Annotated in this window: 11 protein-coding genes and 1 pseudogene; 3 read left to right on the forward strand and 9 right to left on the reverse strand. The window is 39.6% G+C overall.

Annotated features, from left to right (window positions below; genetic code table 11):
- Window positions 1–32: 32 nt before the first annotated feature.
- Window positions 33–422 (reverse strand): hypothetical protein, encoded by a 390-nt coding sequence (locus FTU79_RS11240; RefSeq protein ID WP_180003980.1) that lies wholly within the window; start codon window positions 420–422, stop codon window positions 33–35.
- 212 nt (window positions 423–634) lie between these two features.
- Between FTU79_RS11240 and FTU79_RS11245 the strand changes: the two are divergent.
- Window positions 635–1191 (forward strand): annotated as a pseudogene (locus FTU79_RS11245) (cytochrome b).
- A gap of 52 nt (window positions 1192–1243) precedes the next feature.
- Here FTU79_RS11245 and FTU79_RS11250 read toward each other — a convergent pair.
- The 4 genes from FTU79_RS11250 to yaaA all read right to left on the reverse strand — a co-directional run bounded on the left by FTU79_RS11250 (window position 1244) and on the right by yaaA (window position 5806).
- Window positions 1244–1618, reverse strand: a complete 375-nt coding sequence (locus tag FTU79_RS11250; protein ID WP_180009410.1) for a hypothetical protein — start codon at window positions 1616–1618, stop codon at window positions 1244–1246.
- 56 nt (window positions 1619–1674) lie between these two features.
- Complete coding sequence (locus FTU79_RS11255; RefSeq protein WP_180050097.1) at window positions 1675–2676, reverse strand: adenosine deaminase; 1002 nt, start codon at window positions 2674–2676, stop codon at window positions 1675–1677.
- Window positions 2677–2743: 67 nt separating this feature from the next.
- Complete coding sequence (locus FTU79_RS11260) at window positions 2744–4066, reverse strand: NCS2 family permease (RefSeq protein WP_180050100.1); 1323 nt, start codon at window positions 4064–4066, stop codon at window positions 2744–2746.
- Between the two features lie 957 nt (window positions 4067–5023).
- Window positions 5024–5806: a peroxide stress protein YaaA gene (gene yaaA, locus FTU79_RS11265; protein ID WP_180050103.1), complete on the reverse strand. Its 783-nt coding sequence runs from the start codon at window positions 5804–5806 to the stop codon at window positions 5024–5026.
- A gap of 124 nt (window positions 5807–5930) precedes the next feature.
- Here yaaA and FTU79_RS11270 point away from each other — a divergent pair, with 124 nt between their 5' ends.
- The gene (locus FTU79_RS11270) at window positions 5931–6557 is read left to right on the forward strand and encodes an alpha/beta hydrolase (protein WP_078189088.1); all 627 of its coding nucleotides are present in this window, start codon (window positions 5931–5933) and stop codon (window positions 6555–6557) included.
- A gap of 280 nt (window positions 6558–6837) precedes the next feature.
- On the forward strand, window positions 6838–7362 hold the full coding sequence (locus FTU79_RS11275; RefSeq protein WP_078194408.1) for a hypothetical protein: 525 nt from the start codon (window positions 6838–6840) through the stop codon (window positions 7360–7362).
- An 83-nt stretch (window positions 7363–7445) separates the two neighbouring features.
- Here FTU79_RS11275 and FTU79_RS11280 read toward each other — a convergent pair whose 3' ends face one another.
- The 4 genes from FTU79_RS11280 to pheA all read right to left on the reverse strand — a co-directional run bounded on the left by FTU79_RS11280 (window position 7446) and on the right by pheA (window position 12453).
- A complete protein-coding gene (locus tag FTU79_RS11280; protein ID WP_180009482.1) occupies window positions 7446–7817 on the reverse strand; it encodes a hypothetical protein in 372 nt (123 codons plus the stop codon).
- A gap of 112 nt (window positions 7818–7929) precedes the next feature.
- A complete protein-coding gene (locus tag FTU79_RS11285; protein WP_180009483.1) occupies window positions 7930–10179 on the reverse strand; it encodes a bifunctional prephenate dehydrogenase/3-phosphoshikimate 1-carboxyvinyltransferase in 2250 nt (749 codons plus the stop codon).
- 3 nt (window positions 10180–10182) lie between these two features.
- The gene (hisC, locus tag FTU79_RS11290) at window positions 10183–11274 is read right to left on the reverse strand and encodes a histidinol-phosphate transaminase (protein ID WP_180009484.1); all 1092 of its coding nucleotides are present in this window, start codon (window positions 11272–11274) and stop codon (window positions 10183–10185) included.
- 69 nt (window positions 11275–11343) lie between these two features.
- The gene (pheA, locus tag FTU79_RS11295; protein WP_078194414.1) at window positions 11344–12453 is read right to left on the reverse strand and encodes a prephenate dehydratase; all 1110 of its coding nucleotides are present in this window, start codon (window positions 12451–12453) and stop codon (window positions 11344–11346) included.
- Window positions 12454–12978 lie beyond the last annotated feature (525 nt).

A 12978-nucleotide genomic window follows, 5' to 3' on the forward strand; every position in this document is an offset into this window, starting at 1 on the left:
CAATGTCAGGGTCGTATAAAATGTTCTAAATCTTAGTTTTTAAATGTTTCGATCACGCAAGCATTTAAAGTATTTGTCACGATTTTAGCCGCAAGATTTGCTTGTGAAGTTTTATCCATTGCTGCTACAACCAAATCCGTTGCAGTCACGCTAGTTGTCGCTTTCTCGCCTACACATGAACACACTTCAGTTTGTAGTTCAGATTTTTGAGTTTCTGTTAATAGTTTTGAACCAGTTTTCCAGTAGCTGTTGTTATTTAGCTCAGTCACGCATTTCGCTTGAACACCCACTTTAACCGCCATCATTGCCAAGCTGTTTGCTGAAGTTGTACCTGTAGAGGTACTTGTACCTGTTGTACCAGTCGCAGCACATGCAGAAAGAACAAGCGCTAATGGTGCTAGAATAGCAACTAATTTTTTCACGAATATTTCCTTTGTTCTGTTAATTAACGCGCATATTGTGCCCCAAATCACACACCATCTGATATGACTATTTAAAATAAATTCGGTAACTGTGTAGTTAATCATCAATGCCTGCGTTGCATATTCACAACACTGTGTACCGATTTTAAACGACGCATATTTTTGTGGTCTGTATTAGAATCTGCATAAGATTGGACGCTTAAATAATCAACATGAGCAATAACACACAATACTACACTCGAACAGCTCAGGTCTTACATTGGCTGATGGCGATCATATTCATCGTGGCATGGTTAATTGGCTTTTATAGTGGCAATTTTCTCAGTTATGACGTCGATGGCAGCTTTAAAGGACAAGTCATTACCCTCCATAAAAATATTGCGACTACGATTATTTTTTGGTGGTGATACGAATCTTTTGGCGCTATACCCACCCCGCTCCAGATTTACCTGACAGCATGTCATCCGGCATGAAAACCTTGGCACATTTGGGTCATTTAGCACTGTATTTTGTACTACTAGCTTTACCGATTACAGGTTGCTTATTTAGTTGGAGCGCAGGTCACCCGGCCCCTGTCTTGTATTTGTTTGAAATACCACGCTTGGTACAAGATAATCCTGAATTATTAGCCATCGTGAAACCGCTACATATTTGGATTTCTTGGGCAGCAGGCTTGCTCTTAGTGGGTCATATTTTGGCAGCGTTGAAACATCATTTTATTGATAAAGACCATGTGCTCAAAAGTATGACACGACAACCAAAACCCTAATAAAGACAAAATAAAAGCCACATCATGTGGCTTTTATTGTGAGCATCATCTTTTAATTCAGCACTTGCTGAGCACAGCCGCGCATACTATTCAAAACCGCTTTAGAAATCAGTTTATTCTTTTCAGTTTCATTCACTGCAGCAGTCATCAGATCTTTCGCACCGATATCATCCATGGCATGCTCACTCACGCACTGACAAATCGCAGTTTGATTGTCTTTTTTCTGTTGAGCACTCATAAACAACGCAGCGCCTTTCCAAATTTTAGAACTATTTAATTCTTGCGAGCATTGATATTCAATCACAGGCTTTAGCATACGCTGACTTAAACTTGATTTATCTGCAATAGCAGCGGATGAAATCAATACTGAGGCTAAAAATGTAATCGATGGGGCAAATATAGAGCGATTTGAATGAGAGAAAAGCATGATTTAAACATAAAAAAGGCAGTGAATATTCACTGCCTGAGATTATACGCTGATTATTAATTCAACGCTTCAATCTTTTTAATCCAAGCTTGCTTTTCAGCAACTGAAATAAATGATGCTTCAAAAGAGTTGATTGCCAGTTGCTTTAACTCTGCATTGCTTAGATCAAGCGCTTTGGTGATCGCAATGAAGTTATCATTCATATAACCACCAAAGTACGATGGATCATCTGAATTGACGGTCACATGCACACCTTGTTGCAATAGACGGCGAATATTATGCTCAGCCATATCTTTGACCACGCATAGCTTTAAATTGCTCAATGGGCAAACGGTTAATGGCATTTTCTCTGCAATTAAACGTTGCATCAAAGCAGGATCTTCTTCTGAACGTACACCATGGTCAACACGATTTACTTTCAACAAATCCAAGGCTTCCCATACGTATTCTGCTGGACCTTCTTCCCCTGCATGCGCAACGATAAGAAAACCGGCTTCACGGGCTTTTGCAAAAACACGTTCAAATTTTGATGGTGGATGACCCACTTCACTCGAATCTAAACCGACACCAATAATTTGATCTTTATATGGTAAAGCTTGTTCTAATGTTGCAAATGCTGCGTCTTCAGATAAATGACGCAAAAAGCACATAATCAGATGTGAGCTAATGCCCAGTTTCGTTTTAGCATCATCACAAGCGCGTTGTAAGCCATTCAAAACCGTTTCAAAAGCAACACCACGGTCTGTATGGGTTTGTGGGTCGAAGAACATTTCAGTATGAACCACATGATCTTCTGCACATTTTTCGAAATATGCCCATGCTAAATCATAAAAATCTTGCTCATGAATCAGTACATTTGCACCTGCATAATAAATGTCTAAAAAAGACTGTAAATTATGAAAGTTATACGCTTCTTTTAATTCTTCGACTGATTGATAAGGGATTGCAATATTGTTGCGTTGGGCAATTGCAAACATGAGTTCAGGCTCAAATGTCCCTTCAATATGCACATGTAGCTCTGCTTTTGGCAAAGCGCGAATCAGCTCAAGTTGATCCATCTCTTATCCTCATAAAAATAAAAAAAGGGTGCAAACTGAGTTTACACCCTTTCGCTATTTGACAGTATTAACCGCCAAATGCAGCAAATTTTAATGCCCAAAGTGCAGCAATAATCCAGACCATATATGGTACAGTTTTCGCTTTACCTGTCAGCAATTTAACCAATGCATAGCTAATGAAGCCCATTGCAATACCGTCTGCAATTGAATAGGTAAACGGCATAAATACAATTGTTAAGAATGCAGGGACTGCTTCAGTAATATCATCCCACTCAATATGAACGATACCTTGAATCATCAATACACCAACAAACAACAATGCTGGCGCAGTTGCAAAACCTGGTACAGACTGAGCAAGTGGTGCTAAGAACAATGCCAAAATAAACAATACAGCAACTACAACTGCAGTTAAACCTGTACGACCACCGGCAGCAACACCTGCTGATGATTCAATATAAGGCGTAGTCGAGGACGTACCCAATGCCGCACCCGCAACAATTGCAGATGAGTCAGCAAATAATGCTTTCTTCAAACGTGGTAATTTACCGTCTTTTAATAGGCCTGCACGGTGTGATACACCGACTAATGTACCTGTAGAGTCAAATAAATCGACTAAGAAGAATACAAAGATCACGCCAATCAAACTTGCGGTGAATAGACCTTCGAAGTTCATTTGCATGAGTGTTGGAGCGATTGAAGGAATAGCACCCACAACACCTTTAAATTCGTTGAAGCCCAGCAGGGTTGAAATTGCAGTAATCACCAAAATACTGATGATGATTGCACCACGTACTTTGAAGTGATGCATAACCACAACCATCAAGAAGCCAAGTAAAGCTAACAAGACAGACGGCTGTTTTAAATCACCCAGACTAACCAGTGTTGCAGGGTTATCAACAATAATGCCGGCATTTTTCAAAGAAACCAGCGCAAGGAATAAACCAATACCGCCGCCGATCGCCAGTTTAAGCGACATTGGAATCGCATTGACAATCGCTTCACGGATTTTGAACATGCTGATAGCGATAAAAACAAGGCCAGAGACAAAAACAGCTGCTAAAGCAGTTTGCCATTCCACGCCCATACCCAAACATACAGAATAGGTAAAGTAAGCGTTTAAGCCCATACCGGGTGCTAAGGCAATTGGATAGTTAGCAACAAGACCCATCACCAAACAGCCAATGGCTGCTGCTAAACAGGTTGCGACAAAAACAGCGCCATGATCCATACCCGTTTCGGACAAAATCATTGGATTGACAATAATGATGTAACACATTGTCAAGAAAGTAGTTACACCTGCAATGACTTCTGTTTTGAAACTGGTTTTGTTTTCGCTCAGTTTAAACAGACGTTCAAGCATGTTCTCGGAAGATGGATTAGGAGTCGTCATGACCTAGCCCCTATGAAGTAAACTTTATGCATATAAGCATTCCACAAAATTAATCATGTGATGTATTCATCATTAATTTTGTGTATGCCTAAGCAACGAATATGCCAATTCGGCAGATTGTAGGCTTTAAAAAATCCTATTTTCAACAGCATACAACACGGTACAAATGTTGAAATTTGCAAACAAAAAAGCTGCATAAACTTATGCAGCTCCTCTATTTATGTCATTTAATTCGTATTTAATATCAATAAATACTGATCAAATTAATTTCGGCAAATTATAACACATTGATTTTTTAATGTTTCCACATTTTTATCGCTTTTCAATTTAGTAAATTTAAGACATTGTTTTCTTTATAAAGTTTCAAATTATTATATGTAAAAATAAAATATCAATATTTAAACGAACACTTCAAGACCATGCTTGAGCTCAATGCAAAAGCAGCAAGATTGATTTTTTTTAGCGCATATAAGGTGATGCGCTCAAATCATCATTGAACACCTGATTAATTTCTTGCTGTCGCTTTAACTCTGCATTCTTATAAACACTAAACCCTAAAAACACAATGCTGAGTATAAAAATTGGTATCAGTATTTTTTTCATAACAAAATTTTATTCATGTTTAAATATTTAGCTATAATAACAAAAAACTTAAACAAAAAAGTGATGTATTTCACAATTTTATATCTTATTAAGTCATTTAATAAGCTATTTGTTCGATCAATGTTAACTTTGTAATATATTTTAGACTGATAGACAAGATAATAACTGAATGTTTTTTCGAAGCCTTTTCCGCAAAAAGCCTCAAATCATAGATCATTTCACCTGCGAAATTTAAAGCACGATCAATTTCACAGACCCACCATTACATCTCGAATGAAGAAGATAAAAAAAGCCGCTGAGTTCTAAGCAGCGGCTATTCATATTCTTTTCGGTCTAAGTTTTTCAATTTCGAAATTAAGCGGCTTGTTGTTCGTCTCGCTTAAAGACCAATTCGCCCTTTAAGCTACTCTCTGCATCGAAATAATAACCATCGGTATTGAACGACTTGATATCTTCAATACGTTCAATTTTATTTTCCAACAAATAACGCGCCATTAGGCCACGTGCTTTTTTGGCATAGAAGCTGATGACTTTATATTTGCCGTTCTTTTGATCCAGAAAAACAGGTTTGATGATTTCGGCTTTAATTTTTGATTCTTTGACCGACTTATAGTATTCATCTGAAGCGATGTTGACCAAAAGTTCAGAGCCGGCTTTTGCCAAATCGTCATTGATGAGATTGGTGATTGTATTATCCCAAAACTCGTACAAGTTATGTCCACGTGGGTTTTGCAACTTGGTCCCCATCTCTAAACGATATGGCATCATTAAATCCAGTGGACGCAATAAACCGTAGAGACCCGAGAGCATACGCAAATGGGTTTGTGCGTATTGAAGGTCAGTATTTGCAAGTTGATAAGCATCTAAACCGGTATACACGTCACCTTTAAAGGCAAAAATTGCTTGACGTGCATTGGCAAAATCAAAATCAGGCTGCCAATCTCGGAAGCGCTCAACATTTAAAGTCGCAATTTTCTCACTGACACTCATCAAGCTTGAAATTTCACTTGCCGACAATTTACGTGCGACTGAGATCAATTCTTCAGAATGATCTAATAGCCGTGGTTGAGTGAATTTTTCAGTCGGTAAAGCGGTTTCGTAATCTAAAGTTTTTGCTGGAGAAATTAAAGCGAGCATAAACATCCTGATTAATTTTTAATTAAACAAACTATAACAGTAGAGTATTTTTAAATCCAATCTGTGTTTTAGATAATATTAATCTGTAAACTATAGACTCTCCCGCTTTCACATTTTAGTCATTATGTCAGAACAAATGTTCATTCAAGGGCCGATGGGTCAACTTGAAATTTTTGTTGATTATCCACAGGGTGAAGTGAAAGGATTCGCGGTAGTTACACACCCTCACCCATTGCAAGGTGGTACACCACAGCACAAAGTCCCTGTGCTTTTAGCGCAAATGTTCTTAGAACGTGGCTATGTTGTTTACCGCCCAAGTTTCCGTGGTTCTGGCCAAAGTGCAGGAATACATGACGAAGGCAATGGTGAAACCAAAGACACTATGCAAGTCATTGAATTTGCTCGCAACCAACATCCGAACCTGCCATTTTATGCAGGCGGTTTTAGTTTTGGTGCAAATGTCATGACTAAATGCTATGCCCTATTGCCAGTAGAATTGCAGCCTGTACAAACTATTTTATGTGGCCTACCAACCACAACAGTTGCAGGTGTGCGTCACTATGTGACTCCGCATATTAAGGGTGATATTTTATTTATTCATGGTGAAGAAGATAATGTCACACTGTTATCTGACTTGATTCAGTGGGCCAAACCACAGCGCCATTTAATCACGGTTTTGCCAGGTGCAAACCACTTCTTTACAGGTTATCTAAAACAGCTTCGTATCGCGATTTCACGCTTTTTAGTATAAAAAATACAAAAAAATGAGTCAGCTTAACTGGCTCATTTTTTTTGCCTAGCGAACGCTCTATTCCCCCAATATTTCAGATAAACTGAACTACTCGCTTGTCGAGTTATCCATTTTTTGCATTAGTAATCACAATTCGTTCAACATGTAATGACTTAAGCCTATGCTCGTTTAATTTTGATTACGCCTCAATTTTTTATCTAAAAACCAATTATTTACTTGTTTAAATAATCAACTACAGAAATAATACCCAGAAAAATTAAGATAAAATTTAGAGGGAAAAATGAAATTTATTGTTGCTGTGATTTTAAGTCTAAGCATTGCAGCTTTGGTCTATTATTTTAATTCAACCCCATCCACAACGACAAATTTGCCAGCGTCTACGGTTGCTGCGAACGATGGTCCCAAAGCCTATTTGACTGCGTCATACAAGATGAATGTCGATGGTCGTGATTTTAGCTTAAAAATGGTCTACGACTTTCCCAACAGCCAAGTGTGTGAAGCCCAACTCAACAGCACTGACACCATGAATATGATTTCAACCTTTAAGCAACGCTGTTCGAGTGACTCGGTGTGTAAAGAAGCTGAAATTTCGTCTTGTTCATCTTTTACCGATCAAAAATATAAAGATATGCTCGATAAAAAATATCATGACACCCATTATATTTATTTAAGCGATAGTAAATTGACTGATCAACGTGGTGTGATCGTGTTTTGGGGACTCAATGAACAAGAGTCAGAAAAAATGTGTGACTATGTGAAAAAGAGCAATCGAACTATTAATCCTATCAATATTGAATGTCTATAACGTTGTAAATACATTCCGTTAAAAAACAAAAAAGCAGCGCTATGCTGCTTTTTTATGGATGATTTTTAATTCAATTTTTCAGATTACTTTGTCATTTGTTTCCATTGAAACTCACTATATGACTCTTCTTCTTTTAAACTGTTTTCAACCGCTTGAGCCAATTGGTTCAATAGACTTTGCTCGGTAATACGATCTAACCAATCTTGGTCTTCATCTGGATAAGAGGTAATTTCACAGACTAGACGACCGGATTCATCCTGCCCCTGACATGTCACTGAAAGTGGCAATTCATGCTGATCGACACTGACTGCAATCTGATCACCACTTTGCGATAATGTTTGAAAGCCATATTTCTCAAGCTTACTTGCTAAAAACTCAGCCACTTGAGTTTGAGTATCAGTACTGCTTTCAACTCGATTTGAATCGCTATGGGCGGTGAATTGTAGTTTTCTCATGTATCTATCCAAAGACATTCTTGTTGTATAGTTTTAGCATAAGCAATTAAAACCAAACAGCCAAGCATTTGCTTGGCTGTTGTTGAATAAATATACAAATTTAGTGAATTATTTATTCACTTACCGCAATCGTTAAACCGGCTTGAGTCGCTAGCTCTGTAAATGTTGGGAAACTTGTTGCAACAGTTTCTGTACCCACGATATTAATTTCACCCGAAGTACGTAAACCTGCCATTGAGAAGCTCATTGCAATACGGTGGTCATGATGTGATTCGATTTCACCACCTGTGAAGATTGCACCCCACTCACCCGCTTTGCCTTGACCTTCAATGATAATGCCGTCCTCGGTTGGCGTACAATCGATACCCATAATTTTTAGGCCATCTGCCATCACTTGAATACGATCCGACTCTTTCACTCGAAGTTCAGCTGCACCAGTCAAAATGGTTTGACCCTCTGCACATGCAGCAGCAATAAATAACGCTGGGAATTCATCAATCGCCAATGGCACTTGATCTTCTGGCATATGAATGCCTTTGAGTGTACGTGAACCACGAATACGAATATCTGCAATCGGCTCACCGCCAGCGATACGTTCATTTTCAACAGTCAGGTCAGCACCCATCTGTTTTAAAATTTCGATTACACCTGTACGTGTTGGATTAATGCCGACCGCTTCAAGTGTGACATCTGAACCTTCAGTAATCGCTGCACCCACCATAAAGAATGCTGCAGATGAAATGTCAGAGGGTACTTGAATGTCCGTACCGACTAACTTGCCGCCACCTTGAAGTGAAATGCGGTTGCCTTCTGTTTTCACGTCATAACCAAATGCACGAAGCATACGTTCAGAATGGTCACGTGTCGGTTCTGGCTCAGTGACAACAGTTTCACCTTCCGCCCAAAGACCTGCCAACAAAATACCAGATTTTACTTGTGCAGATGCCATTGGTAAGTCGTAGTGAATACCTTTAAGGTTTTGACCTCCAGAAATAGATACGGGCGGCGTACCACGCTCACCTGTGGTTTGAATTTGCGCACCCATTTCACGTAATGGTTTTGCAATACGTTCCATTGGACGTTTTGATAATGACGCATCACCCGTCATCACCGAATCAAACTTCTGTGCCGACAACATGCCTGAAAGCAAGCGCATGGAAGTGCCTGAGTTACCCATATACAAAGCGCCAGCAGGTGCTTTTAAACCATGCATGCCTACACCATGAATGGTGACTTCGCCGTTTTTAGGGCCTTCAATACTCACCCCCATATCGCGGAATGCTTGGAGGGTTGCCAAGGCATCTTCACCTTCAAGGAAACCAGTGACATGCGTTGTGCCTTCTGCAATAGCACCAAACATGATAGAGCGATGTGACACAGATTTATCACCTGGCACAGTAAATTTACCTTGGAATTGCTTTGGACCCGGTAAAATTTTGAATTGCTGTGTCGTCACTTTATTTTTCTCCATCAGTGGTTTCTTTGCGAGCATGTGATTGAAATGTTGACGTGCCGCTTGTGCATGCCCCAACAGTCCCATCAACGCTTGTGAATTTTCATCTTCAATCAGTTTGCGAAGAATAGCCAATTGTTTTTCAAAGCCATCTACCGCATTTAAAATTGCCTTTTTATTGGCAAAAAAGATGTCATGCCACATATGTGGGTCGCTTGCAGCAATGCGTGAGAAATCACGAAAACCGCCAGCGGCATAACGGAAAATATCTAAATTGTCTTCTCGGTTCGCAAGTTGCTCAACCAAGTTAAATGCCATCAAATGCGGAAGATGACTGGTATGGGCCAACACTTCATCGTGTTTTTCCACATCCATGCAAATCACTTCCGCTTTGGCAGCTTGCCACAATTGAATCAGTTTCTCTACAGCCCAATCTGCACTGCTAGGTAATGGTGTCAAAATCACTTTGTGATTAGCAAATAAATCTACCTTACCGGCATGCACACCTGTTAGTTCAGCCCCCGCAATCGGATGCCCCGGTACAAAACCAGCAGGTAATTGCTCACCATAAACCGCTTTAGCTGCATCAACAACATTGCCTTTGGTACTTCCAACATCGGTAATAATCGTCTGTTCGGATAGATAAGGTTTGATCGCTTCAAGGACTTTTTGTGTCGCACGAACAGGTAAAGCCAAAACAACAAGATCTGCACCTTTGACCGCTTCAGCAGGATCGCTATAACCCTGCTGAATAAGCCCTAAAGCTTTTGCATCTTCTAAAGTTTTTTGTGAACGCGTAGACGCCACAATTTCCTTAGCCAAACCTTCAGCAATCATGACGCGAGCTAGGCTTGAGCCAATCAGACCAAGCCCAATAAAAGCAACTTTTTCAAATAGTGGCACAGACATGACTTAAGCTTTAGCCTCTAAGCCCAAAACTTTAGCTAATGCCGCCAAGAATTTAGCATTTTCAGCTTCAGTCCCAATTGATACACGTAAATGCTCAGGGATACCAACTGGACGAACAATCACACCTTCTTTTAATAAAGCATTAAAGGTCTGTGCAGGATCTGCTTTTACATTAACTAAAATGAAGTTCGCACGTGAAGGCACATATGCTAAACCTAGAGCATCAAATCCTGACTCAAGTTGCGCCATACCTGCTTTATTGACTACACGTGATTTTTCAATAAACGCTTCATCTTTGAGTGCAGCAACAGCAGCCACCATTGCAAGATGGTTTACGTTAAAGGGTTGACGAATACGATTAAGGAAATCCGTCACTTCAGCTGAAGCCAAAGCAAAACCTACACGTAGTGCAGCCAAGCCATAGCATTTTGACATGGTACGGCTCACAATTAAGTTTGCGTATTGATCTAAGAATTTCAAGCTGTTGAAGTTTTCTGGGAAATATTCCACATAAGCTTCATCTAAAACCACAATCACATTTGCAGGTACTTTTTGCATGAACGCTTCAAATTCAGCTTCTTCAAACCATGTACCTGTTGGATTATTTGGGTTCGCAATAAAAATCAATTTAGTATTGTCTTTAATTGCCGCAGCCATTGCATCTAGGTCATGTGAAAAACCTTTTGCAGGCACTTCAATCGCTTCAGCATTAATGGCTTGTGTCACCAGACCATACACAGCAAATGCGTGTTGGCTATACACCACAGAGTCTTGCTCTGAAACAAAAGCACGAGCGAAAATTTCTAGAAGATCGTTTGAACCATTACCCAACGTAATGCGGTCATGTGCAATACCAAATTGTTTTTCAACTTGGTCTTTCAAAATAAAACCGCCACCATCAGGATATCGACCAATTTCTGCAAGTTCAGCAGCAACCGCTTCTTTCACTTTGTCAGAACAACCCAATGGGTTTTCATTTGATGCGAGTTTTACGATATCTGTAATACCCAACTCACGCTCAAGTTCACTAATTGGTTTACCTGGTTGGTAAGGCTTTAGCTTTGCAATGCCTTCATTGGCTGGGACAAACGTCATTTTACACTTCCAGTTTTTTCAAATGATGAAGGTGATCAACTCCTGATGGAATTGATCACAGTTGTGATCTTAAAGAACAGCAATCGGATATGAACCCAATACACGAATTTCTTTTACTAACGGACGAATTTCTTCAATTGCCGCTTTCACGTTTTCTTGCTCAACATGACCTTCCAAGTCCACAAAGAATACATAAGCCCATTTTTCTGGTAATGCAGGACGTGTTTCGATACTTGTTAAGCTAATATTATGCTTGGCAAACGGTGCAAGAATTTCAAGTAAGGCCCCCGCACGGTCATGCGCAGAAATCAACAATGAAGTTTTATCATTGCCCGATTGCGGTACTTTCTCACGACCAATCACCAAGAAACGAGTAGTATTTTCAGGATTGTCTTCAATATTGCTATGCAAAATTTCAAGGTTGTAAATGTTCGCAGCGACTTCAGAAGCAATTGCTGCTGAGTGCCATTCATTGCGAATACGGCGTGCAGCTTCTGCATTTGAACTGAGTGCAACACGTTCTACACCTGGATAATGAGCATCTAACCAACCACGGCATTGCGCCAAAGTTTGTTGATGAGCATAAATTTGTTTAATGCTGTCTTTACGTGTGTTTTCAGACACTAGGAACTGGTGATGAATACGCAGCTCCACTTCACCAATAACATTCAGATGTGAAGATTTGAAGCAATCTAGGGTGTGGTTCACTACACCTTCAGATGAGTTCTCTACAGGCACAAGACCATAGTGCGCACTGCCTGCTTCTACTTCGCGGAATACTTCATCAATCGTTGGAAGAGGGCGAACAACAGCGTCTTGACCAAAGTGTTTCAACACCGCCGAATGTGTATATGTCCCAACTGGACCTAAGAACGCAATACTTTGCGGTGCTTCAAGGGCTAAACAAGCCGACATGATCTCACGGAATAAACGTGCCATTGTCACATCAGACAATGGGCCTTCGTTACGATCCATAACTTTACGTAAAACTTGTGCTTCACGTTCAGGACGATAAAACAGTGGATTCTCTTCAGCAGCAAATTTTGCTTTTGCAACTGCCTCAGCTAGTTTCGCACGACGATTGATAAGTTGTTGAATCTGCATATCAACAGAGTCGATATCTTCACGAATTTGAGCTAAGTCCAGAGAAGTCGGAGTGTTTTGATCATCGTTGATCATTGCTATGTCGCCCTTCAAAAAAATTTTGCAAACAGTATAACAATAGTTAGCTTTCAAATGTTGCGCAATACGACTTTGATGGTTTCAGCCTTAAAAACATACAGTTGATTAAAGCTTCATCAGCTTAACTTAAGAGCCAAAACAGCCAAACTGATAGGTAAAGCCATAATTAAGGCAAATCTTACCTTTTGACGGCTTTATTGATCATTCATCTTGAGCAGCACAATAAGTAGCCCTTCTCCTTTCTAGCTAATTTGAATAGATCCATCTCCTTGTATAAGCCCATCAATCAATTTGTTTCATTGGTCATTTCATTTTTAAATTTTGCTCTCAATACCTGCAGCAAAATAAAAAATTCAAAACTTGGCTTTCATGGCATAGAAATAATTTGAAACTTAAAGATGATCTGTATAAACACTTGGTCATTGATCGTTTTTTCAGTGACTTAATAGGCACTTTCATCTAGTGTTTACAGTCATTGACGCATTTATTACAAAAGACACAGGTAATTTTTATCATTGCTTT

The sequence above is a fragment of the Acinetobacter sp. YH12144 genome (assembly GCF_013418345.1).
Lineage (GTDB): Bacteria > Pseudomonadota > Gammaproteobacteria > Pseudomonadales > Moraxellaceae > Acinetobacter > Acinetobacter amyesii.

What these genes read in the sequence shown, in the direction of transcription:
- FTU79_RS11250 (WP_180009410.1), bottom strand. Translation starts at nt 1,618, where the DNA reads ATGCTTTTCTCTCATTCAAATCGCTCTATATTTGCCCCATCGATTACA.
- FTU79_RS11255 (WP_180050097.1), bottom strand. Translation starts at nt 2,676, where the DNA reads ATGGATCAACTTGAGCTGATTCGCGCTTTGCCAAAAGCAGAGCTACAT.
- FTU79_RS11260 (WP_180050100.1), bottom strand. Translation starts at nt 4,066, where the DNA reads ATGACGACTCCTAATCCATCTTCCGAGAACATGCTTGAACGTCTGTTT.
- yaaA (WP_180050103.1), bottom strand. Translation starts at nt 5,806, where the DNA reads ATGCTCGCTTTAATTTCTCCAGCAAAAACTTTAGATTACGAAACCGCT.
- FTU79_RS11270 (WP_078189088.1), top strand. Translation starts at nt 5,931, where the DNA reads ATGTCAGAACAAATGTTCATTCAAGGGCCGATGGGTCAACTTGAAATT.
- FTU79_RS11275 (WP_078194408.1), top strand. Translation starts at nt 6,838, where the DNA reads ATGAAATTTATTGTTGCTGTGATTTTAAGTCTAAGCATTGCAGCTTTG.
- FTU79_RS11280 (WP_180009482.1), bottom strand. Translation starts at nt 7,817, where the DNA reads ATGAGAAAACTACAATTCACCGCCCATAGCGATTCAAATCGAGTTGAA.
- FTU79_RS11285 (WP_180009483.1), bottom strand. Translation starts at nt 10,179, where the DNA reads ATGTCTGTGCCACTATTTGAAAAAGTTGCTTTTATTGGGCTTGGTCTG.
- hisC (WP_180009484.1), bottom strand. Translation starts at nt 11,274, where the DNA reads ATGACGTTTGTCCCAGCCAATGAAGGCATTGCAAAGCTAAAGCCTTAC.
- pheA (WP_078194414.1), bottom strand. Translation starts at nt 12,453, where the DNA reads ATGATCAACGATGATCAAAACACTCCGACTTCTCTGGACTTAGCTCAA.